The 21,523-nt window shown below is 46.0% G+C and carries 17 protein-coding genes; 8 read left to right on the top strand and 9 right to left on the bottom strand.

Translation table 11 applies throughout. From position 1 onward, the window contains the following. Positions 1-25: 25 nt before the first annotated feature. A complete protein-coding gene (secD, locus tag H9629_RS12545) occupies positions 26-1,924 on the top strand; it encodes a protein translocase subunit SecD (protein WP_064095204.1) in 1,899 nt (632 codons plus the stop codon). Between the two features lie 8 nt (positions 1,925-1,932). Then, a complete protein-coding gene (gene secF / locus H9629_RS12540) occupies positions 1,933-2,907 on the top strand; it encodes a protein translocase subunit SecF (protein ID WP_191731204.1) in 975 nt (324 codons plus the stop codon). A 59-nt stretch (positions 2,908-2,966) separates the two neighbouring features. Here the strand turns inward: secF and H9629_RS12535 are convergent, their stop codons facing one another. The 5 genes from H9629_RS12535 to cysM all read right to left on the bottom strand — a co-directional run bounded on the left by H9629_RS12535 (position 2,967) and on the right by cysM (position 9,210). Then, positions 2,967-3,617 carry a S24 family peptidase gene (locus tag H9629_RS12535; RefSeq protein ID WP_191731203.1) on the bottom strand — a complete coding sequence of 217 codons (651 nt, stop codon included), beginning with the start codon at positions 3,615-3,617 and terminating at the stop codon, positions 2,967-2,969. A gap of 100 nt (positions 3,618-3,717) precedes the next feature. Then, positions 3,718-6,027 carry a RelA/SpoT family protein gene (locus H9629_RS12530; protein ID WP_064095207.1) on the bottom strand — a complete coding sequence of 770 codons (2,310 nt, stop codon included), beginning with the start codon at positions 6,025-6,027 and terminating at the stop codon, positions 3,718-3,720. A 32-nt stretch (positions 6,028-6,059) separates the two neighbouring features. Further along, positions 6,060-7,448, bottom strand: coding sequence for a 23S rRNA (uracil(1939)-C(5))-methyltransferase RlmD (gene rlmD, locus H9629_RS12525; RefSeq protein ID WP_191731202.1), 1,389 nt, complete (start codon positions 7,446-7,448; stop codon positions 6,060-6,062). A 6-nt stretch (positions 7,449-7,454) separates the two neighbouring features. After that, positions 7,455-8,273: a 3'-5' exonuclease gene (locus tag H9629_RS12520; RefSeq protein ID WP_191731201.1), complete on the bottom strand. Its 819-nt coding sequence runs from the start codon at positions 8,271-8,273 to the stop codon at positions 7,455-7,457. 16 nt (positions 8,274-8,289) lie between these two features. Continuing rightward, the gene (gene cysM / locus H9629_RS12515; protein ID WP_191731200.1) at positions 8,290-9,210 is read right to left on the bottom strand and encodes a cysteine synthase CysM; all 921 of its coding nucleotides are present in this window, start codon (positions 9,208-9,210) and stop codon (positions 8,290-8,292) included. A gap of 359 nt (positions 9,211-9,569) precedes the next feature. Between cysM and H9629_RS12510 the strand changes: the two genes are divergently transcribed. From H9629_RS12510 to rsfS, 5 genes are all read left to right on the top strand, one after another. After that, entirely contained in the window at positions 9,570-12,377 is a 2,808-nt protein-coding gene (locus H9629_RS12510) for a GacS-like sensor histidine kinase (protein WP_191731199.1), read from the top strand. A 107-nt stretch (positions 12,378-12,484) separates the two neighbouring features. Next, positions 12,485-13,273, top strand: coding sequence for a crotonase/enoyl-CoA hydratase family protein (locus tag H9629_RS12505; RefSeq protein WP_064095212.1), 789 nt, complete (start codon positions 12,485-12,487; stop codon positions 13,271-13,273). A 36-nt stretch (positions 13,274-13,309) separates the two neighbouring features. Further along, the gene (locus H9629_RS12500; protein WP_191731198.1) at positions 13,310-14,179 is read left to right on the top strand and encodes an NAD(P)-dependent oxidoreductase; all 870 of its coding nucleotides are present in this window, start codon (positions 13,310-13,312) and stop codon (positions 14,177-14,179) included. A gap of 39 nt (positions 14,180-14,218) precedes the next feature. After that, entirely contained in the window at positions 14,219-15,007 is a 789-nt protein-coding gene (locus H9629_RS12495) for a hydroxypyruvate isomerase family protein (protein ID WP_064095214.1), read from the top strand. An 81-nt stretch (positions 15,008-15,088) separates the two neighbouring features. Then, positions 15,089-15,496, top strand: coding sequence for a ribosome silencing factor (gene rsfS / locus H9629_RS12490; RefSeq protein WP_064095215.1), 408 nt, complete (start codon positions 15,089-15,091; stop codon positions 15,494-15,496). A 260-nt stretch (positions 15,497-15,756) separates the two neighbouring features. Here the strand turns inward: rsfS and H9629_RS12485 are convergent, their stop codons facing one another. From H9629_RS12485 to H9629_RS12475, 3 genes are read right to left on the bottom strand one after another with little or no spacing between them, the layout of a single operon-like run. Continuing rightward, a complete protein-coding gene (locus H9629_RS12485) occupies positions 15,757-17,202 on the bottom strand; it encodes an NAD(P)(+) transhydrogenase (Re/Si-specific) subunit beta (RefSeq protein WP_064095216.1) in 1,446 nt (481 codons plus the stop codon). A 3-nt stretch (positions 17,203-17,205) separates the two neighbouring features. Continuing rightward, positions 17,206-17,529 (bottom strand): proton-translocating transhydrogenase family protein, encoded by a 324-nt coding sequence (locus H9629_RS12480; RefSeq protein WP_064095217.1) that lies wholly within the window; start codon positions 17,527-17,529, stop codon positions 17,206-17,208. Between the two features lie 11 nt (positions 17,530-17,540). Continuing rightward, positions 17,541-18,668, bottom strand: coding sequence for a Re/Si-specific NAD(P)(+) transhydrogenase subunit alpha (locus H9629_RS12475; protein WP_064095218.1), 1,128 nt, complete (start codon positions 18,666-18,668; stop codon positions 17,541-17,543). 984 nt (positions 18,669-19,652) lie between these two features. Between H9629_RS12475 and H9629_RS12470 the strand changes: the two genes are divergently transcribed. Beyond that, the gene (locus tag H9629_RS12470; protein ID WP_064095219.1) at positions 19,653-20,840 is read left to right on the top strand and encodes an MFS transporter; all 1,188 of its coding nucleotides are present in this window, start codon (positions 19,653-19,655) and stop codon (positions 20,838-20,840) included. 13 nt (positions 20,841-20,853) lie between these two features. Here the strand turns inward: H9629_RS12470 and H9629_RS12465 are convergent, their stop codons facing one another. Then, complete coding sequence (locus H9629_RS12465) at positions 20,854-21,498, bottom strand: HEPN domain-containing protein (RefSeq protein ID WP_064095220.1); 645 nt, start codon at positions 21,496-21,498, stop codon at positions 20,854-20,856. Positions 21,499-21,523: the final 25 nt, after the last annotated feature.

The raw sequence follows: 21,523 nt of genomic DNA, 5'->3' as shown, positions 1-21,523 counted from the left end.
CTTTTTCATTTTAAGAAGAAAACGAATGCGTTACCCAGCATGGAAATATGTACTGATCCTGGTTGTTCTGGTGATCAGTACTTTATATGCCCTGCCAAGTTTGTATCCAGATGAACCTGCTGTACAGATTTCGGGTGCCAAAGCCGGTACTCAAATTGATGCAAGCATCGTACAAAAAGCAGAGCAAATTTTAAAAACTGAAAATATTGCCACTCATGACAATAGCTTTAGCAACAATGCAGCCCTATTACGTGTAGATTCAAGTGAAGCGCAACTTAAAGCCAAAGAGGCTTTACGTCGTGGTTTAGGTGATGAGTACGTGGTTGCACTTAACCTCGCCCCAACCACCCCAGAATGGCTGCAAAAAATTGGTGCCAAACCAATGAAGCTTGGTCTGGATTTACGTGGTGGTGTCCACTTCTTGCTTGAAGTGGATATGGACAAGGCCATTGCCCAGCGTATGGAAACCTCTGCGACGGATCTCCGTCGTCAGTTGCGTGATAACAACCTGAAATTTAATAGCCTGACTTTAAGCAACAACACCATTGTGATGCAGTTTGCCAACAATGATGATCGTGCTGCAGTGATGGACTTCTTGCGCCGTAACGGCAATGAGTTTACCCAGCAGGCTGTTGCAACCAGTACCGGTTCGACCTTACGTCTGAACTATACCGATGTGCGTAAGCAAGAAATTGAATCTTATGCAGTCAACCAGAACTTGACTACCTTACGTAACCGTATTAACGAGTTAGGTGTGGCTGAAGCACTGGTTCAAACCCAAGGCAGTAACCGTATTGTGGTTGAGCTTCCGGGTGTGCAGGATACAGCTGAAGCGAAACGTGTCCTGGGCCGTACCGCGAACCTTGAGTTCCGTCTGGTATCTGACCTGAATGATCAATACATCGATCCATATACCGGTCAGGCTACAGGTGCATTGCCACCGGGCACAGAAGTCTTTGCCTATGAATCACTGGACAGTGGTCGTCAGCTCCTTCTGAACCGTAACCGTATTTTAACTGGTGAACGTGTTCAAAATGCATCCAGTGGTTTTAGCCAGGACACTGGCGGTGCAGAAGTGAACATTACGCTGGACAGCGCAGGCGGCAAGCTGATGTCGGATGCGACCCGTAATGCGGTTGGTAAACGTATGGCAGTGCTGTTCATCGAAAACAAACAGCGCATTAACTATGTGGAAGACCCGGCAACTGGCACTCAAACTGAAGTCCGTACGCCATATACTGAAGCTGTCGTGATTAATGCTGCGACCATTCAGGCGGTATTGGGCTCTCAGTTCCGTATTACCGGTCTGGACTCGCCACAGGAAGCGGCTGAACTTGCATTAATGCTTCGTGCAGGTGCGTTGGCTGCGCCAATGTACTTTGTTGAAGAACGTGTGATTGGTCCAAGTCTGGGTCAAGAGAATATCGACAAAGGGGTGCTTTCAACTCAGATCGGTTTCCTCCTGGTTGCCATCTGGATGGTGGTGTTCTTCCGCGTGTTTGGCCTGATTGCCAACTTTGCCCTGATATTTAACCTGGCAATGATTCTGACAGTCATGTCGTGGATTGGTGCTTCCCTGACCCTGCCGGGTATTGCCGGTATTGTGATTACCATTGGTATGGCGGTCGATGCCAACGTACTGATCTGTGAGCGAATACGGGAAGAAATGAAATGGGGAGCTTCGCCAAAACAGGCGATTGTGGCCGGTTATGACCGGGCCTATAACACTATTTTCGACTCGAACTTGACCACCTTTCTGGTAGCATTCATTCTATTCGCGATTGGTACAGGTCCGATCAAAGGCTTTGCCGTGACCTTAATGATTGGTATTGTCTGCTCAATGTTTACTGCCATTACAGTAACACGTGCAATCGTACAGATCATTTATGGCAAAAAACGTAACTTGAAAAAGTTGAGCATTTAAGGAGATCAATGATGACTGAAAATACTCAACTGGATCAAAAACAGTATGGTCGCCCGGAAAACGAACGCATTATCCCGTTTATGAAGATTGCAATGCCTGCGGCATTGTTTTCAATCCTCTTAACGGTTGCGAGTATCTTCTTTATTGCCACCAAAGGTCTAAACCTCGGTCTGGACTTTACCGGTGGTGTGGCAGCTGAACTGAATTATGCCAATCCGGTCAAACCGGAACAGGTTTCCCAAGCACTCAGCAAAGCCGGTTTTAATGATGCCGTGGTTCAAACCCTCGGTTCAGAACGTGATCTGATGGTGCGTATGCCCGTACAGGACGATATCGAAGCTGAAGACTTGACTCTAGCGGTTACAGCAGCGGCTCAATTGCCAAATAATCCGGCAGAAGTACCAAAGGTCGATGTCGTCGGTGGTCAGGTGGGTAACGAGCTTTATGTGCGTTCTGCTGGTGCTGTAGCACTGGCGCTCCTGCTGATGCTGGTCTATGTAACCATCCGCTTTGAGTTCAAACTGGCCATGGGTGCAGTATTGTCGCTATTCCATGACATTATCGTCACCCTCGGGATTTTTGCGATGATGCAATGGCCATTTGACCTGACTGTACTTGCTGCACTCCTTGCGATCATCGGTTTCTCGCTCAATGATAATATCGTGGTCTCTGACCGTATCCGTGAGAACTTCCGTAAAATTCGTGGTGCAGAACCGGTCGAAATTGTTAACATCGCCCTGACTGAAACCTTGCGTCGTACCATTCATACTTCCATGACCTTATTGCTGGTGGTGCTTGCCATGATGCTGATAGGCGGTGATGGTCTGAAATGGTTCTCGATCGCGATGTTTGTCGGTGTCTTTGTCGGGACATATTCATCCATCTATATCGGTACGGCCTTTGCCTTGTGGCGTGGTCTAAACCGTCAGGACTTTATTGTTCAGGTGAAGCCAGAATTTGAAGACGAGAACCCGATTCCATAATCAGTTCTATTTGCATGTTCATCGTTCAGCCCGTCTTATGATGGGCTGAATTATTTCTGCTATTTGAACATACTAGCCGTGGGAAGAATCGCAATGACGGGATGAATTTTCTCAATATCAGTTTTTTGAAAAACTACCTTTCTGGTTTCATTCAGACTTTGAAACTCATAATGATCCTGAGTGTCACTGACCAGTTGCAAAATAAGCTGCAAGCCATTGAGCAGATACACACAAAGAATATCCGATCCGGACGCCTCTACCTGTTCATTACAGATCAGCCACCAGCCCGGCTTTAAGCTGGGGACATAATACGGTCCTGCTACCTGAATCGCATAATGCTGTACTTGCAGATGAAAAATATCCTGATTGATTGAGAGCGCTGAATCTATAGGAATAAGTGTGAATGCCTGCTGTTGCGCTACTTGCATCTGAAACAGTCTGTCTTGCTCTGAAAGTGGAGATAACTCTACTTTGGGTTCAGCTGACTGGTCCAGGATTAAAGCATTGAGACCCAGTTGTTGCTCCAACTCTCTTGCTGCTTTCTCGCCGATCTGGCGTTTGCTATTCAGTAATTGTGCGATATATGACGCAGACAAGCCGAAATGCTCACAGATCTCTTTGCCAGTTTTAAATTGCTGCGTCTCGATCAACAGATCAATGACCTTGGCCAAGTTATTCCGTCTACGTTCAAATATTTCAGTCACACTCATCTCGGTCTGCTGGTCTATTTTTTATGCATATGATTTAGTTAGATTACAATCAAAAAGCCCGCAATTGAATTGCAGGCTTTTTAAACTTACATAATGGAAATTAAGTACCTTGCACCAGACGACGTGCACTGATAATTCCCGGTTGTTGTTCAAGACGGGCCAAAAGTTTGGAAAGTTGTGCCAGACCTTTGACTTCAATCAACAGCTTCATATTGGCAATACCGTCCGCCTCCGAAATGGTATTCACCTGACGGATATTGATCTGATCCGAGAAAATGACTTGAGTCAGATCCTTCAGCAAGCCGCGTCGATCATAAGCTTCCACCACAATCTGTACGCTCTGACCACGTGTTGGCTGCATTTCCCAGTCTGCTTCTACCGCACGTTCAGGCTCTTGAGAAATCATACGCACATAGTCCGGACAAGCGACCTTATGGATGCTAACCCCCCGATTCAAAGTGATATAGCCGGCAATCGATTCGCCATGCACGGGTTGGCAACATTGGGCAATATGCAATTCCACGTTATCCAGACCGTCAATCAGAATACCGTGCGCTGACAGCGTATGACTGGCACGCGGGTTCAGGGCAGGTTTCAGCACCAGCTCAGGCTCGTCCTGATCCAGATGCATGTGACGGTTCACCTGATTAATCAGGGCATGCAGGCTGATATCACCATTGACCAGATTGACCAGAATGTCATCGCCAGTTTTGACATTGAAGTGACTACAATAATCATTCAGATCAATCGATTTCGGGTGAATTGCCAGACGTGATAGTTCCTTGTTCAGTACTTCACGGCCAACTTCCAGATTCTTGCTGCGATCTTGCTGGCGGAACCAGTGGCGCAGCTTGTCCCGCGCACGGGCAGTTTTGATATAACCCAGCGAATTAACCAGCCAGTCCCGGTTCGGTTCCCGGTCTTTTTTGGTCAGAATCTCGACCTGTTCACCAGTTTTCAAAGTATAGGTCAGCGGCACATAGCGCTGATTTACCCGTGCGGCATAGCACTTGTTCCCGACTTCGGTATGCACATGATAAGCAAAGTCCAGCACCGTCGAATCACGCGGCAGCTCTTTGATATCACCATCACGGCTAAACACATAGATCTTTTCAAAACCTTCGAAATCTTGAATATGTTCAAAATTCTCTATTTCATCTTCAGATTCTTTATGTGCACTGCTTTCATTACGTTCTTGATAATGCTCAAGCACCGCACGCAAGGAATGCAGACGATGGTTAAAGGAGCGATCTGTGGTTTTTGCACCTTCTTTATAATTAAAGTGTGAACATACTCCAAGTTCAGCTTCCTCATGCATTGCATGGGTACGAATCTGCACTTCAAGTGACTTGTTCTCGGCAATGACCGCAGTATGCAGGGAGCGATAGCCATTGGCTTTCGGATTGGTAATATAGTCGTCAAACTGATGCGGAATGTGGCGCCAGATCTGATGCACAATACCTAAAGTGTGGTAACACTCCGGCACACTTTTCACCAGTACCCGTAAAGCACGAATATCATAGAGCTGGTCAAAGCTCAGGTTCTTGCTTTTCATTTTCCGATAAATCGAATAAATGTGCTTCACCCGGCCGTTAATTTCGGCTTCAATGCCATGCTCGGACAATTCATTGCGTAATTTTTCAATCACAAACTGAATATACTGTTCACGCTCGAGACGCTTTTCATTCAGTAAGGAAGCAATTTCTTTATAACGTTCCGGCGCAAGATAACGGAAAGCCAGATCTTCCAGCTCCCATTTTAGCTGGGCAATACCTAAACGGTGTGCCAGTGGCGAGTAAATGGTCAGAATTTCTCGGGCAACCCGTTCCTGACGCTCACGCGAGGAATTGGCCAGTTCACGCAACGCATAGGTACGTTCGGCCAGCTTGACCAGAACGACACGCACATCTTCGGTGACAGAGATCAGCATTTTGTAAATGCCAGACAGATGCTCGCGCTGGTTATTGTTAAAATGATCTTCCAGACGCTTATTTTTTTCGATCAGCTCGGACAGCTTACCCATGGCAAGCGTACCTTTGACCAGACTATGCACCTGTTCGCCGAACTTTTCCAGTACTTCACCGAGTGGCATGACGCCTTCACGAACAGCACGATACAGCATGGCTGCGGACAAAGTATCTTCATCCACATGCAGATGAGCCAGAATATCCGCCATCTCAATACCGGTATAAAAGGTATTGGAGCGGTGCTGGACCGTACTTTGCAGCTCTCTTTCTAATGTTAAGTGGGCGACTTCTTCGAGCTGCGTTAAAGGTGCGCCATCTAATATGCCACGAACCCGATCCAACCATTCAGTCAGATCCTGGTGTGCTTGTTCGGCATGTTCTACAGTCGTCTCCTGCGACAACTCATTAAGTCGTCCAGGGAGTTGCTCACGTACTGTGACCATACCCTTCTCCTACTTTTAAAAACATCATTTCTTTAATCGTTTATTTGATTTTCTTTTTCGAACAATGCGATTGATTCCACATGTCCAGTATGTGTAAACATATCCATCACTCCCGCCCGGGTGAGACGATAGCCCTGTTGTGCCAATAGTCCTGCATCTCTGGCGAGTGTCGCAGGATTACATGACACATAAACGATTCTTTTTGCTCCAAACTTAGGAATATAGTGCATTACTTCTTCTGCGCCGGCACGTGGCGGGTCGATTAATAATGCATCAAAACCTTGATTTGCCCAAGCATGGTGCGAAAAATCTTTGGTTAAATCTTGTGAATAGAACGATATTTGTGCAATACCATTGTTTTTGGCATTTTCTGCACCACGTCGAACCATTTCCTCACTTCCCTCTACTGCAATCACTTGACCCGATGCACCAACACAGCGCGCAAGCGGCAACGAAAAGTTTCCTAATCCACAGAACAGATCTAAAACCCGCTCTCCCTGTTGCAGTTGTAGCAAATCACATGCCAATCGCACCATTTGCGGATTGATACTTGAGTTTACCTGAGTAAAGTCCAGTGGATTAAAACCGAATTTTACATCAAAGTCATCAAGACCATAGTGTAAGCGTGCAGCGTTCTCTGGCTGATCTATACGCAACAGCGCGTCTTTTCCAGCAGGCTGAACATACAGTTGCCAACCTTTCTGTAACGTAAATTCTCGCAATTGGTTGACATCTTCGGCAGATAATTTTGCAGTTTCACGCACCAGCAGTGCGATCTCTTGATCTCCCATCGCCAATTCTATATGACCGATGTCCGCCTTACCGTTAAGACCTTGCAGCAATTGTTTAAGACGCGTAACCGAACCGAACTCGCGATCCAGAATCATGCAGCGATCAATCGGGATCAGTTTGTTAGACTGGTTCTCACGAAAGCCCACCACCAGCTGTTTTTTGGAAGGCAGATAACGCACACCGATTCGGGCCTTGCGGCGATAATCTTCACGTTGTGAACGTAAGGGGGGCAACCATTGCTCAGGCTGGATTCCAGCAAAATGCTGTAAATGTGACTTTAAGACATTCTGTTTCAACTCAATCTGGGCATCTGGCGCGATATGCTGCATATTGCAACCGCCACAAGACCCAAAATGCGGGCAGATGGGTTCCACGCGAATTTCAGAAGCATCGCCCAGCAATTCAAGGCTGTCAGCTTCTTCAAGTTTTTTGACTTCACGGGTAATGCGGGCACGCACGGTTTCACCTGGCAAGGCATAGCGTATAAAGACTTTCTTGCCATGTTTTTCCAGCGGATGATCCGGATGCGAACCATAGTGAGCAATGCCACGTCCTTCATGTGAAAGGGCTTCAACCTGAAAAATGTACTCGGGTTGCTGGGTAGGACGTGCTTGTGCTCGATATTTCATGAAAACCTAGGGTGTGGAAATGGGAAAATCAAATTGGGTAAATTCAGTACGTTGTGAAGTTTCACGCCAGACTGATAAAAATTCTGCATGTTGCGGCTGGGTGTGCAAATACTGGATGGTACTTTGGACCAGATGCTGATAATCAGGCAGCAACAGCTGTCCTTTTAGTAACAGCCAGCGAATATAAACCAGCCAGGTATTCAGGACGTCCCCTTCACAATAAGAGGTCAGTTCGGTCCATTGCTGATTGCGGACATATTCGGGTATACGGTAAACGCCGTCACCGCGTTTGCCTGGATAACCCAGCAAATGTGCCACATCATCCAGCTTCTGGAAATGACGGGCATGAAACATGGCCATCACATCCATCAGATCGACATGACGATGATGGTAACGATTCTGGTAGTTATTATAACGCTTTTGCGTATCAATTTCGCCCTGATCGAACAGACTCGGCGCAGAGAGCCCATGATACATGGCACGGTATAAAATTACTGGTAAATCAAACTGTGAGCCATTCCAACTCACTAGAGTCGGATGGCGCTTGTCAAAAATGGACAAGAATTTTTTCAAAATTTCTGCTTCAGAATGCTGTTCCCGGCTAAACGAAAACAGCTTCATGCCCTGCTCATCGATCCATAAACCGGAAATACAGACAATTTCATGCAGCGGCAAACGCTGAAAATCCGAACCTGAATCCTGACGGCGTAATTTGGTCAGCGCCTGATCCAGATCTGCCTCAGGCAAGTCCAGGCCAAACAGATGCGCCCCTGATCTGAGATCGGTTTGGGTTTCAATATCGAAAGTTAAAACAGGCAAGCGCATATATAGGTCTCAGAAATTATTCAGTATCTTCTACAGAGAATAACCCTGTAGACAAGTAACGGTCACCGCGGTCACACACAATACATACAATCACAGCATCCGGGTGTTGTTCAGCAATTCTGAGAGATGCCCATACTGCCCCCCCGGAAGATACGCCTGCACTGATTCCTTCCAGACGTGCCAGTTGACGTGCAGTTTTCTCTGCTTCAATCTGCGGAATATCCATGATCTCATCGACACGGCTGGCATCAAAAATCGTAGGCAGATACTCTTTCGGCCAACGGCGGATACCCGGAATATTTGAACCTTCTGAAGGTTGTAAACCGACAATTTGCACATTTGGGTTTTGTTCTTTGAGGTATTTAGAAATACCCATAATGGTACCTGTCGTGCCCATCGAACTCACAAAGTGCGTAATCTTGCCACCGGTTTGCTCCCAAATTTCAGGACCCGTAGTCAAATAGTGTGCTTCCAGATTATCCGGGTTACCAAACTGGTTCAGCACCAGACCGATGCCGTCTTTTTCCATTTGCAATGCCAAATCACGGGCATGTTCCATACTTTCAGATTCAATCAGCTCTGCACCATAGGCACGCATGGCATCTTTACGTTCCTGGCTTGAGCTTGCAGGCATAATGAGCTTCATTTTATAGCCACGCATTGCAGCCACCATGGCCAATGCAATCCCTGTATTTCCACTCGTCGCCTCAATCAGGGTATCACCCGGTTTGATCTGACCGCGTTTTTCCGCCTGCATGATCATATTATAGGCCGGGCGGTCTTTCACCGAACCTGCCGGATTATTGCCTTCGAGTTTCGCGAGTACTGTAGCTTGAGTGTGACTTGCCAGACGCTGCAAACGCACCAGTGGCGTTTTGCCTACATAATGGTCCAACAAAAATTCATCTGCTTGAAAATCAGGGGTGGTATTACTCATTATTTGCACCTATATCGAGGTGCGGCTATTGTATGAAAAAATGCTTTTCCCTGCACTCATTTAGCAGGGCTTTTTCAGAAAACTCGCCAAAACTCGTCAAGTATCAAGCCATCCACGGCATTTCCCTGTAATCTGCTCAGATAAAGCGGTCAGCTTATATAATAAAAGTACTATTCTGCCCTGCACTATTCACCCTGAAAGTTCCGGGTTCTTGCCCTAGGCCTGCTTGAGCAAAACTGACTCAAATCTTTTGTATTTTTAATCCCTAATCCGAACATTTATAAAAATAGTGCTTAAATTTTAACTGTGGATTTAAAGCATGTTAATATGCCAGGCATAAAGAAAATACTGCTTAAATCATGTCAACTATCAACAAAAAGCTGTTTAAACGCTTACACTTAAATCATGCCTATGGACAGCTGATTGCGCTGATTTTTGTGCCAATTACCATTTTGGCCTGTGTTGGTGCCATGCTGGTGTTGACTGAAACCTCGAATGCCGCACGTGCGCAGCAAAAGCAGATGGCCATCGCGATTCTGACCCGCTTCCAAGGAACTGCAGAATATGCATTGGATATCTTGAATCTGTATCCATGGCAATATGACCAGGCTCACAATGCCATGCAGAACATGCTGAATGAAAAGCATCTGTTACGGGCAGCGGTTCTGGACGAAAATGGCAAAAAACGTTTAGGGATCGGCTTTCAGGAAAAGGCTGCCTGGCCCGATTTTGAGAAAAGCGGCAATTTTGTCGGTCCGATCCTGTATCAGAACAATCATGTCTACGCCCTTAAAATAAATGAAAACACTTTTTCTCCTGGCTGGCTGGCGATTGAACTGGATAATCAGCCTCTGGAAATTGCCCGTTATCGGGTAATGATTGTCTTGATTGCAACCGGATTACTGACCTTATTATTATTGCTTCTCTGCCTGAATTTTTATTCACGGCGCTGGATTGCACCAATGTATGAAATCCGCATGCAGTTGCAACGCCTGAATGCCGATACCCTCGGCCAGCATATGGTGATTAATAGCACCGGAGAGTTGCGTTTATTGCAACGTGATATTGCCAATGCGGTGAAACGTCTGCATTTTAGCTTTCTGGAATTGCGTGAACATACCGAGCAGACCGAAGATGATTTGCGCCGCACCCTTGATACTTTAGAAGTCCAGAATATTACCTATCGTCAGGCACGTGACCAGGCGATCTCGGCCAACCAGGCCAAGTCTGTGTTTCTGGCCAATATCTCCCATGAACTGCGTACTCCACTGAACAGTATTGATGGTTTTATTCATCTGTTATTACGTCAGGGCAATCTCAGCAACGAGCAAAGCCTGTATTTGCAGACCATCCGTAAATCTTCTGCGCATTTACTGGCACTGATTAATGATGTCCTGGATTTTTCCAAAATTGACGCCGGCAAACTGGAACTGGAAACGGCACCTTTTGACCTGGAAGAAGCGATCTTTGATGTGATGGACATGTTGTCGCCTCTGGCAGCACAAAAACATATTGATATGGCTTTTTATTATGCTGACGGCGTGCCAAAACACATCATTGGTGATGCGCTGCGGTTTAAGCAGATTCTGACCAACCTGATTTCCAATGCGATCAAATTCACCCCGGATGGAGAAATCATTGTCCGGGCTCGCATGGAACATGATGGCAAGGATCAGTGTTTGCTGCATTTCAGTGTGCAGGACAGCGGTATTGGCCTGAGTGGTACAGACCGTAAAAAACTGTTTGAATCCTTCTCTCAGGGCGATACCTCGGTGACCCGCCAGTTTGGCGGTACCGGTCTCGGGCTGGCAATTTCCAAACAGCTGGTGAACCTGATGCATGGCCAGATCGGGTTTGAAGACAATCAGGAACGTGCCCCGACTGAAAAAGGCTCGACGTTCTGGTTTACTGCCCAGTTCCTGGTTGATGAAAATAACGTGATTGAGCATCCAAATTTCAGCGAATTGACTGTCATTTCTTATCTTGCACATCCGGCAACTGCGAACGTGCTACGGCAGTATCTCGAGAATTATCAGGTCAAACACATTGAATGCGCATCAATTCTAGATCTGTTCAGCCGTCTGAACCATTTGCAGGATAGCGAAAATACCTGGCTGATTGTTGATCATAGTGGTGACAGTGAAGTTCTGTTATGTGAAATCCGTTCACGTTATCAGGGACATCTGGCGGTATATGGTTATCAGATGCAGCTGGATCCGAGCATGCTTAATGACTATCGTGCCCGTGCCCTGCATCAGCCTCTCAGCCGCAGCGCGCTGATTCAGCTGCTCGGTAATCAGCCGATCTTTAATCAGGAACAGCATGAAGAATTTAATGGCCAAGGTCTGCATATTCTGGCCGTGGATGATCATTTGCCCAACCTGATTGTTCTGGAAGCCTTGCTGGGCGAACTCAATGTCACCACGACCAAAGCCCTCAACGGACAGGAAGCGATCGATATTATCCAGCGCCGTTATGAGCAGAAACAGCCCGCTTTTGATCTGGTCTTTATGGATATCCAGATGCCGGTGATGTCGGGAATTGATACCACCCGCGCCATTCGCTCGCTGGAATCGACTTTTGAAAATCATAACCGCCTGCCGATTATTGCTTTGACGGCGCATGCGCTTTCTGATGAAAAACATAAACTGCTGCAAAATGGCATGGATGACTATGTTACCAAGCCGATCCAGATCGAGCAGATTATCCAAATTTTGACACACTGGACCACCGAGCATTTTAAACGGATTCCGGTACTGGAACGTGCCAATGTGATTGATGCCCTGGATCCGAATATTCTGGACTGGCAGCAAAGCCTGCAACTGGCAGCCAATAAAGAAGACCTGGCGGTAGACCTGTTACGCATGCTAGTAGACAGCTTTGCGGATGAACTCGCTGAAATGCAGCAACTGATTGAACTGGAAGATTTTCCACAACTTGAACATGTGCTGCATCGCCTTTACGGTGCGACCCGCTATGTCGGAGCACCGACTTTGCAGAAAGTCACGGGTGGCTTTGAGCAGTTCGTTTCGACCCTGCGCAAAGAACGCCGTAAGGCCGATGAAAGTTTTGTGCAAGATGTACTGAAATATTTTGATGAACTCAAAGCCGTGGTTGAACAGGTTGAACAGGCTGCCCAGCAAATTTTGAAGCAACATTTGAATTAAAGATTTGAAGCGGCTCAGCTCATGATTTGAGAAGTGTGACTGGGCTGTCATGCAAGCCCAAAGGCTGCATGCTATGCTCAAGCCAGGAAAAATTACGGAAGAATGCCATGTCACTTGTACGCTTGGAAAAAAATAACGGCATTGCCACGGTTACACTGAATCGTCCAGATAAACGCAATGCCATGAGCTTTGCCCTGCTGCGCGAACTGGTCGCGACTGCACAGAAAATCAAAAAAGATAAAAGCATCCGCTGTGTGATTTTAACCGGTGAAGCCCAGGTCTTTAGTGCCGGCATTGATCTGGCCGATTTAAACAATCCTAAAAATCGTGCTTACGCTGCCTGGGAGCTGATCCGCCCCGGTCAAAGCCTGTTTCAAAAAGCATTTCTGGTCTGGCAGGAATTACCCGTCCCGGTGATCGCTGCGATGGAGGGCTTCTGTTTTGGTGCCGGCATGCAGCTTGCTCTGGCCGCAGACATACGTATTGCTCATCCTGACACCAAAATGTCGATTATGGAAACCCGTTGGGGACTGGTGCCAGACATGGGACTCAGCCGCTCACTGAAAGGCCTGATTGGGATTGATCTGGCCAAAGAGCTCACTTTGACTGCCCGGATTTTTGAGGGCAAATATGCCAAAGAAATCGGTCTGATCACCCATGTCGATGAACACCCCTTGGCGAGAGCACAGGCTTTGGCTGAGGAAATGCTGCAGCGTTCTCCAGATGCGCTGATGGCCTCTAAATTTGTACTGGATGCCATGCAGCATCGTCCGAATAAATCCCTGCGTATGGAAAAAATCTGGCAGTTGAAATTGCTGCTGGGTAAAAACAGTCAATTGGCCCGTAAAAAGGACAAGAACCCAGAGGTTCAATTTGTGCCACGCCAATACAAATAAGTCGAGTCTGAGTCAAAACAAGGAATAAAGGAAAGTATGCAGTTGAATCTTGATACTAAAATTGCCTTCTTAGGGATGGGATTAATGGGCACTCGCATGGCTATGCGTCTGCTTCAGGCAGGTTTTCAGGTGGCGGTCTGGAACCGTACACCTGCGGCCTGTAATCCCTTGCTGGATCAGGGTGCGACTGCGCTGTCTCTAGACCAGATTTCCAATTATCCGGTGATTCTTACCTGCCTGGCAGATGATCAGGCGATGCAATCTGTCTTTGATCAGATCGAACCATATTTGGTCGCTGATCAAGTCATTGTAGATTTCTCCAGCCTTTCTGTACAGCAAACCCAAACACTTGCCGCACAAGTACAGACCAAGAAAGCAATCTGGATTGATTCTCCAGTGTCAGGGGGTACCGCCGGGGCTGAACAAGGCAGTCTGGTAATTTTTGCTGGTGGTGATGCCGCTACAATTAGATCACTTGAGCCGATCTATAAAGCACTTTCCCAGCGTGTCACCCGTATGGGTGATACGGGCACCGGTCAGGCGACCAAAATCTGTAATCAGCTGATTGTCGCAGCAAATAGTACCCTGATTGCAGAAGCCGTAGCCCTGGCTGGCCTTGCTGGGGTAGATACCCGCTTACTGGCGCCAGCGTTGGCAGGTGGTTTTGCCGACTCCAAGCCTTTTCAGATTCTGGCGCCGCGTATGGCCACCCAGACTTTTGTACCAGTGCAATGGAAAGTCCAGACCTTATCCAAGGATCTGAATAATGCCGTGCAACTGGCCCACAGCTTTGACCTGGATGTTCCGGTCGCGACTCAGGCATTATCACAGTTACAGGCCCATCAGGCTCAAGGCTTTGCCGAAGCAGATCTGGCCACTGTAATCCAGCAACTAAAACATTCATAACGCTTGATTTATGCAGCCTCGAATATTAAAGAGAAAGACATGATTAAACTTGCCGTCAACCTGTCGATGATTTTTACTGAAGTGCCACTCATCGAACGCTTCGCGCTGGCTCGTGCGCAGGGTTTTAATCATGTGGAAATCCAGTTTCCTTATGAACTCAGTATTGGCCAGATTCAAAACCAGCTCAGCACCCATCAGCTGAACTTGTGCCTAATTAATGTACCGGCAGGTGATTTAATGCAGGGTGGTCATGGCCTGGCTGGCATTCCGGGAAGGGAAATCGAGTTTCGTCATGCGGTTGAGCAGGCCATCCAGTATGCTACCGCACTGAATGTACCCCGGGTGAACATTCTGGCAGGAAAACAGCCTGTGGATTGTGACCTGTTGCCCTGCCTAAGTACGCTAGCAAGTAATCTGAAAATGGCTTGCTCAATGCTGCTTGACCATCAAATTGAACCGGTCTTTGAAATGATCAATGGCATCGATATGCCACGCTTCTTGATTCAAAATGTTGCTCAGGCCCAGGAAATGCTCGAAGCAGTTCAACATCCGGCCTTAAAAATGCAGTATGACTGCTACCACATGGCGATGATGGGCGAAGATGTATTGGAAACTTTGCAAGAAAATATTGCGTCGATTGGCCATATCCAGTTTGCGGATTGTCCGGGACGACATCAACCCAATACGGCCTCAATTCAATATCATGATATATTTCAGTGGTTAAAACATAACCATTATCAAGGGTACGTGGCTGCCGAGTATAAACCCAGCGGACACTCCTGTGATTCCTTTGCCTGGAAAGACGAATTCTTTGCGGAGCATGACTGAGTAGAATGTGGTCTGATTTGAAATTTTGGACTAAAACCGCTATATTAGATCATGCATAATTGTTAGGAAATTACACCCCCCATGAATTTAGAACCATCGCCCAGCGCTTCTAATTCTCACGATCTTACTATGAATTCAAATTCTCAAGCTGTACAGGATTGTTTAAAAGTCGTACATGCTGCACTTGAAGATGTAAAAGCAAAAGAAATTGTTGAGCTTGATGTTCGCGGTATCAGTAATGTAGCTGATGCTATGGTCATTGCAAGTGGTACATCGACTCGTCATATCAAATCACTGGCCAATAATGTTGCTGAAGAAGCACGTAAAGCTGGCTTTCGCCCTCTAGGTATAGAAGGCGAACGTGATGCTGAATGGATCCTGCTCGACCTCGGTTATGTGGTTGTTCACTGCATGCTTCCAACAGCACGTAAATTCTATGACCTAGAAAGCTTATGGCGCAATCCTACAGATACTGATTCTGTAGCGTAAAAACCGAATATTCAAGAAAGCGACCTGTGTAGGTCGCTTTTTTATTGCCTGTTCATCCAACTTTATAAGCATTAATACAACTCAATCAGCTATTTTTCTTTAATTTTCATCTTGTCTTATGCACCGATTTGATTGGTATTTTAGGATCAATTCATCATAAACATAGAAGTTTGATGACCACAGAATAATGCTTTTTCAAGATATAAAAAAATCCCCCTTTATTAAAGGGGGACTCAGGGGGATTCTAATGATTTAAATGATTAGTGACCGGTACCATTAATCGCTTTGGTCATGTCTTCCACAACTTTCTTGGCATCACCGAAGATCATCATGGTTTTGTCATTATAGAACAAGTCATTGTCCAGACCTGCATAACCGGTTGCCATAGAGCGCTTGATCACCATGATGGTACGCGCCTTATGTGCTTCCAAAATTGGCATGCCATAAATTGGAGAACTTGGATCATCTTTCGCCGCAGGGTTAACCACGTCGTTTGCACCAATGACAAGAACCACATCAGTTGCCGGGAAGTCCGAGTTGATCTCGTCCATTTCCAGGATGTCCTCATAAGGAACATCTGCTTCAGCAAGAAGTACGTTCATATGACCAGGCATACGGCCTGCAACCGGATGAATCGCGAAGCGAACCGTTACGCCCTGCTCTTTCAGCAAGTTTGCCAGTTCTTTTACCGCATTCTGTGCACGACCTTGTGCCATACCATAACCCGGTACAATGACTACGCTGTCCGCATTCGACATCAGGAAGCCCGCATCATCTGCTGAACCTGAACGGTAATTACGCTGCACCTGTTCGCCAGCTGCTGCTGTCGGTGCTGCACTACCACCCATCGCACCCCCAAACAGTACGTTGATGATGGAACGGTTCATTGCTTTACACATGATGTAAGACAGAATTGCACCTGAAGAACCGACCAGTGAACCGGCAACGATCAGCATGTTATTTTCTAAAGTGAAACCAATACCTGCTGCAGCCCAACCTGAGAATGAGTTCAACAGTGAAACCACAACTGGCATATCGCCGCCGCCTACCGGTGCAATCCACACCCAGCCAAATGCCAGTGCAAGACCTGTCATCGCCCAGAAAGAAGTCATGCTACCCGTCAGGAAGAAATGAATCCCAAAGCCCAGCATTGCAACAAAAATCATTGCCTGAACCGGTTTTACCCACGCACCAGAAATAGTTTTTGCCCATTTCTTTGCAGCCAGCTTGCCATAAGCAAAAACTGATGCTGTAAAGGTAATTGCACCCACGAAACAGCCCACAAACAGTTCAAACAAGTGAACCTTGCTCATCGCATGGAATGCAACGCCATTCGCTGCCAACAAGTCTGGACCTAATTCAATCAGCTTGTTGTTATGGATAATCGCCGCTACTGCAATCAAGACTGCAGCCAGACCAACCAGTGAGTGCATAAGTGCCACAGTTTCCGGCATCTGGGTCATTGGAACGGTACGTGCACGTGCAATTCCCACCACCGCACCGGCTGCCATTGCCGCAAGAATCATCCAGACCACTGGATTGTCGGCAACAAAGAATGTGGTCACTACAGCGATCGCCATCGCGATCATACCGTAACGGTTACCTGCAATCGCAGTTTTAGGACCAGACAAACCACGTAGCGTTAAGATAAAAAGAACGGCGCCAATCAGGTAGAACCAATCCGCATAATCTCGAATAAATTCCATGTATTAACCCTCTTTTTTCTTTTGCTTAGGTTTGAACATTTCCAGCATACGTGCAGTTACAGCAAAGCCACCGAAAATATTAATGCTGGCCAGGAATACTGCAATCGCACCCAGTACGCTCACCACGTTAATAGTCTGGAAATCCACGCCACCTTCAACGCCGATTACAGGCAAACCAACAGTCTGGATCATCGCACCGACAATAATGATCGATGACAAGGCATTGGTGACCGCCATCAACGGCGTATGTAGTGCTGGTGTCACTCCCCAAACCACGTAGTAACCCACGAAGATGGCCAGGACGAAAATCGTAATTGTTTCAACCATGAGTCTGCTCCTTAACCACGTTTTAACAGCACTTGGCCGCCGTGAGTGACAAGTAGGGCTTTTTGAATTTCATCTTCCTGATTCAGGACAAAGTTCTTGTCTGCATCAAAAAGTGTTTCAACAAAGTTATAGACGTTACGTGCATAGAGGGCTGATGCCTCAGTCGATACCGTCGATGGAATATTTGGAATACCCAGAATCTTCACACCATTTTCAGTGACAACGGTTTCACCGCATTTCGAACCTTCAACATTGCCACCTGATTCCACCGCCATATCCAGGATCACTGAACCCGGTTTCATCTTGGCTACAGTTTCAGCTCGGATTAAACGCGGTGCATCACGACCTGGTAAAAGTGCGGTGGTAATCACGATGTCGGCATTCGATACCGCTTTATCAACAATTGCAGCCTGATCGCGGATGTATTCTTCACCCGGCATCCAGCCATAACCATTTTTGGCAGCATCTGCAGCTTTCTGCTGCTCTTCAGCAGACATCGGTACGTCTAACCATTTACCGCCTAAAGATTCAACCTGATCCTTTGCAGTTGGACGCAGGTCCGTGGCTTCAACGATGGCACCTAAACGTTTTGCAGTGGCAATCGCTTGCAGACCCGCTACACCGACACCCATGATCACCACACGAGCCGGTTTAACTGTACCCGCAGCCGTCATCAGCATCGGGAACATACGCTGGTATTCAGCAGCAGCCAAAAGCACTGATTTATAACCTGCCAGGTTGGCTTGCGAAGACAATACGTCCATGTTTTGCGCACGTGACAGGGTCCGTGGCAACAACTCAAGAGCAAATGCAGTCACATTCTGCGCCGCGAACTGGTCAAGCTCGGTATTGCGGTATGGGTCAAACATCGCCACCACCGTGGTATTGGCAGACAGCTTCTGAATTTCTTCACCCTTGGGTGCACGAACTTTCAAAACCATCTGGCTACCGGTATAGGCATCATCCGTAATTTTGGCACCAACTTGCTCATAGGCACTGTCGATGTAGGCAGCTTTAACACCGGCACCACGTTCGATCACCACACTATGACCAGCGCTGATCAATTTCTTTACTGTCTCAGGCGTCGCAGCGACGCGATTTTCACCGACAACAGTTTCGGCTGGAATTCCAATCTGCATGAGCGTCCCTCAAGCTAATTTTTCTTAAGTAAACATCGTGATTTACGATGTTTCCCCACAGGATGTGTTTTTGTTGAATTTTTGGATTCTAATCAAACTGTTTGAAATTACTACCCACTATTTATTTAATAAATACCTATATTTTGAACTGATGATTCATAAAAAATTTCGCTGTGATAGCACATTTATTTCATTTGCTGGAGATTCATAGGTGATGAATTTATAAACGATATTCATTCCATTGGATAATCAACCCAGATTTAACTGGATGGTAGACAGACACATTTCTGATTTATTTTGTTACATTGATCATTCTGACAATTATCGTTGCATCTTTTGGTACAAGTACAGATTTTTGATTTATCTGCTGACTACTCATAGCAGGACCTGAGCTGAACCACTTTTTTAGTTTTGACTTTTCTGACAGATTTAATATTTAAGCAGAAACAATAATTTTTTAGATATTCAAAACATATTTTATAAAATGATAGTGTTTGTTGAGAAGATTTTTAGCTGACCAAATTGGGCTATGTTCTGGAAACAGATCTTTAAACACTTATAAGATTCAAGTCTCAAACCGTCAGATAAAGGGTCAAAAAAAACCTTAAGGACCATTTATTATATTAATGTATGGATCTGACTTACTCATTGAAAAATCAGGTTTTGCACCATATTTGCGCAACAAAATAGAGTAAATATTCAACTATTTTCACCCTCATGCCCCTTTTTTACCCTTATCTGCACCGAGGTGCGTCTTAATGAAGCAGCTCTCTTATTAAAAGCTAAAAAACTCCATAACTATTCACTCATATTTTCGAGGTGAGCTTGCTAGCCTTTACTTAATCTGCCTGAACTCTGGCAATTTTTCATAATGACAATATTTCTTTACTTTTAAAGTAATAACTTCTGACCTATAGTGCCTTCAATTTCTACATTATTCTTTTTTCATTTAAATTCTTCCAGCTTAAATACAAGGTTAACCCTATGAACACGCCTCTCGATATCAGTCAAAACAAGCCCTTATTATGGCTGATGGCGATTGCATGCGGTTTATGTGCCGGCGCTAACTATTATTCCCAGCCCCTGATTTCATCGATTCAGCAGTATTATCAGGTACCTGAATCACAAGTGGCACTCACTGTGACCTTTGCTCAAATTTCTTATGCCTTGGGGTTACTGTTTATTGTGCCTTTGGGCGACATGTTAAATAAAACCAAACTGATCCCCTTTCTCATGCTGGGTGCGGCAGCAGGATTATTTATTTGTGCCAGTGCAGTGAATCTGCCAATGCTCTGGATCGGTACCATCATTGCAGGGCTGTTTTCTGTCGCGGCGCAGATTCTAATCCCCTTGGCTACGATGGCGGTCAAACCGGAAAAAACTGGAGAAGTGGTCGGCTTTCTGATGAGTGGCTTGCTGGTAGGCATTCTGCTCTCGACCAGTATTGCCGGGTTACTTTCCGACCTGTTTCACTGGAAAACGATTTATATCCTCAGTGGTATAATTATGCTGGCCTTAAGCTTTTACCTAAAAGGAAAGTTACCGAGCTTGCCACGTCTGAGAATCAGCTATGCCGCAATTTTTAAATCCATGGCAGCATTACTCAAGCAGGAGCCGCGTCTGGTTTTGCGTTCACTTACAGGTGCGTGTGCATTTGCTGCCATGAGCATGTTGTTCTCGACCATCGCCCTGCTATTGACCCAGGAACCTTTTCAGCTTTCTGATGTTATGGTCGGACTGGTCACTCTGGTGGGTGTATTTGGCGCGCTTTCTACGCAGTTTATTGGCAAATGGGCCGATCGTGGCCATATCAAAATACTCAGCTGGACCGGCTGCTTTATCCTGATTGGAAGCTGGCTCTTCCTGTATTTTGGTGCAGTGTCCTTGCTGAGTTATATCTTGGGTTATGGGCTGATAAATCTGGGACTTGCAATTACTCATAGCTGTAACCAGAACGTGATTTTTCGCCTGCGCCCAGATGCCAAATCACGGGTGAACTCACTCTACATGACTTTGTACTTTATTGGGGGAGCTTGTGGTTCGGCCTTAGGCGTATATGCCTGGCATCATGGTGGATGGAGCATGACCTGTATGGCAGGGCTCGGGCTGGCTCTATGTGCTGCCTTATTCACTCTGTTAGATCAATGGCATCATGCACGGAAGTTGGCATGATGCTTAATCCTATTTAGCTGACTTGCGCTGCCGGATAATAGGGCTTATTCAAATCCAGTGTTTTTGCGTTTTCCAATAAAATACAGATAAAAACTGGCAATAATGCTGCCAGAATTCGGCAGCTTTCCTCGAATGACTTATGGTTCAATGAACTTTGGTAAGTCATGCCGCCATGCATGAGCTGATGGTGTAAGGTATATAAACGATGAAATAACAGCTTTAGAACTTCAATTGAATTTTTTTCCTGCAAGGCATTCTGTATTTGTTGCTTCTGATTCTCAAGTATTGCCTGACAGTTTTCCAGACTAATTTTTTGATTGCGATAATCCCAAAAGCTTTGATTTAGATATGAGCTATCTAATAGTGAATGAATCGGCTGGCTATATTTTTCCCAGACAATATGGCCGATTTTCTGTTCTGTATCATTTTGGCAAAGTATTTCTAAAAATTGATATAGCTTGTCTTGTCCCTGAATCAGATCGCCTTCCTCTGCATAAATAGACTGAAAGCTGATCCACAGACTGATAAATTTAAAATCCAGATCTCGATCCAGCTCCAGTGATTTTTTAAACCAGCCCACTCCACGATGAATTCTTAAATTAAAATGTGCCGAATTTTGTGCTTTATAGCTTTTGTAAATTTCCTCCAGTAACAGCATCATTGTTCTCCTTATTTATAGCGTT

Source organism: Acinetobacter pecorum (assembly GCF_014837015.1).
Taxonomy (GTDB): domain Bacteria; phylum Pseudomonadota; class Gammaproteobacteria; order Pseudomonadales; family Moraxellaceae; genus Acinetobacter; species Acinetobacter pecorum.
Note: the sequence above shows the minus strand (reverse complement) of the source record. Positions and strands in the feature narration are given on the sequence as shown.

Bases quoted from the DNA above. Each gene is read 5' to 3' on its own strand.
- H9629_RS12520 (WP_191731201.1), bottom strand. From the start codon at position 8,273: ATGCGCTTGCCTGTTTTAACTTTCGATATTGAAACCCAAACCGATCTC.
- H9629_RS12475 (WP_064095218.1), bottom strand. From the start codon at position 18,668: ATGCAGATTGGAATTCCAGCCGAAACTGTTGTCGGTGAAAATCGCGTC.
- secF (WP_191731204.1), top strand. From the start codon at position 1,933: ATGATGACTGAAAATACTCAACTGGATCAAAAACAGTATGGTCGCCCG.
- H9629_RS12470 (WP_064095219.1), top strand. From the start codon at position 19,653: ATGAACACGCCTCTCGATATCAGTCAAAACAAGCCCTTATTATGGCTG.
- rlmD (WP_191731202.1), bottom strand. From the start codon at position 7,448: ATGAAATATCGAGCACAAGCACGTCCTACCCAGCAACCCGAGTACATT.
- cysM (WP_191731200.1), bottom strand. From the start codon at position 9,210: ATGAGTAATACCACCCCTGATTTTCAAGCAGATGAATTTTTGTTGGAC.
- H9629_RS12530 (WP_064095207.1), bottom strand. From the start codon at position 6,027: ATGGTCACAGTACGTGAGCAACTCCCTGGACGACTTAATGAGTTGTCG.
- secD (WP_064095204.1), top strand. From the start codon at position 26: ATGCGTTACCCAGCATGGAAATATGTACTGATCCTGGTTGTTCTGGTG.
- H9629_RS12510 (WP_191731199.1), top strand. From the start codon at position 9,570: ATGTCAACTATCAACAAAAAGCTGTTTAAACGCTTACACTTAAATCAT.
- H9629_RS12480 (WP_064095217.1), bottom strand. From the start codon at position 17,529: ATGGTTGAAACAATTACGATTTTCGTCCTGGCCATCTTCGTGGGTTAC.
- H9629_RS12505 (WP_064095212.1), top strand. From the start codon at position 12,485: ATGTCACTTGTACGCTTGGAAAAAAATAACGGCATTGCCACGGTTACA.
- H9629_RS12465 (WP_064095220.1), bottom strand. From the start codon at position 21,498: ATGCTGTTACTGGAGGAAATTTACAAAAGCTATAAAGCACAAAATTCG.
- H9629_RS12485 (WP_064095216.1), bottom strand. From the start codon at position 17,202: ATGGAATTTATTCGAGATTATGCGGATTGGTTCTACCTGATTGGCGCC.
- H9629_RS12500 (WP_191731198.1), top strand. From the start codon at position 13,310: ATGCAGTTGAATCTTGATACTAAAATTGCCTTCTTAGGGATGGGATTA.
- H9629_RS12495 (WP_064095214.1), top strand. From the start codon at position 14,219: ATGATTAAACTTGCCGTCAACCTGTCGATGATTTTTACTGAAGTGCCA.
- H9629_RS12535 (WP_191731203.1), bottom strand. From the start codon at position 3,617: ATGAGTGTGACTGAAATATTTGAACGTAGACGGAATAACTTGGCCAAG.
- rsfS (WP_064095215.1), top strand. From the start codon at position 15,089: ATGAATTTAGAACCATCGCCCAGCGCTTCTAATTCTCACGATCTTACT.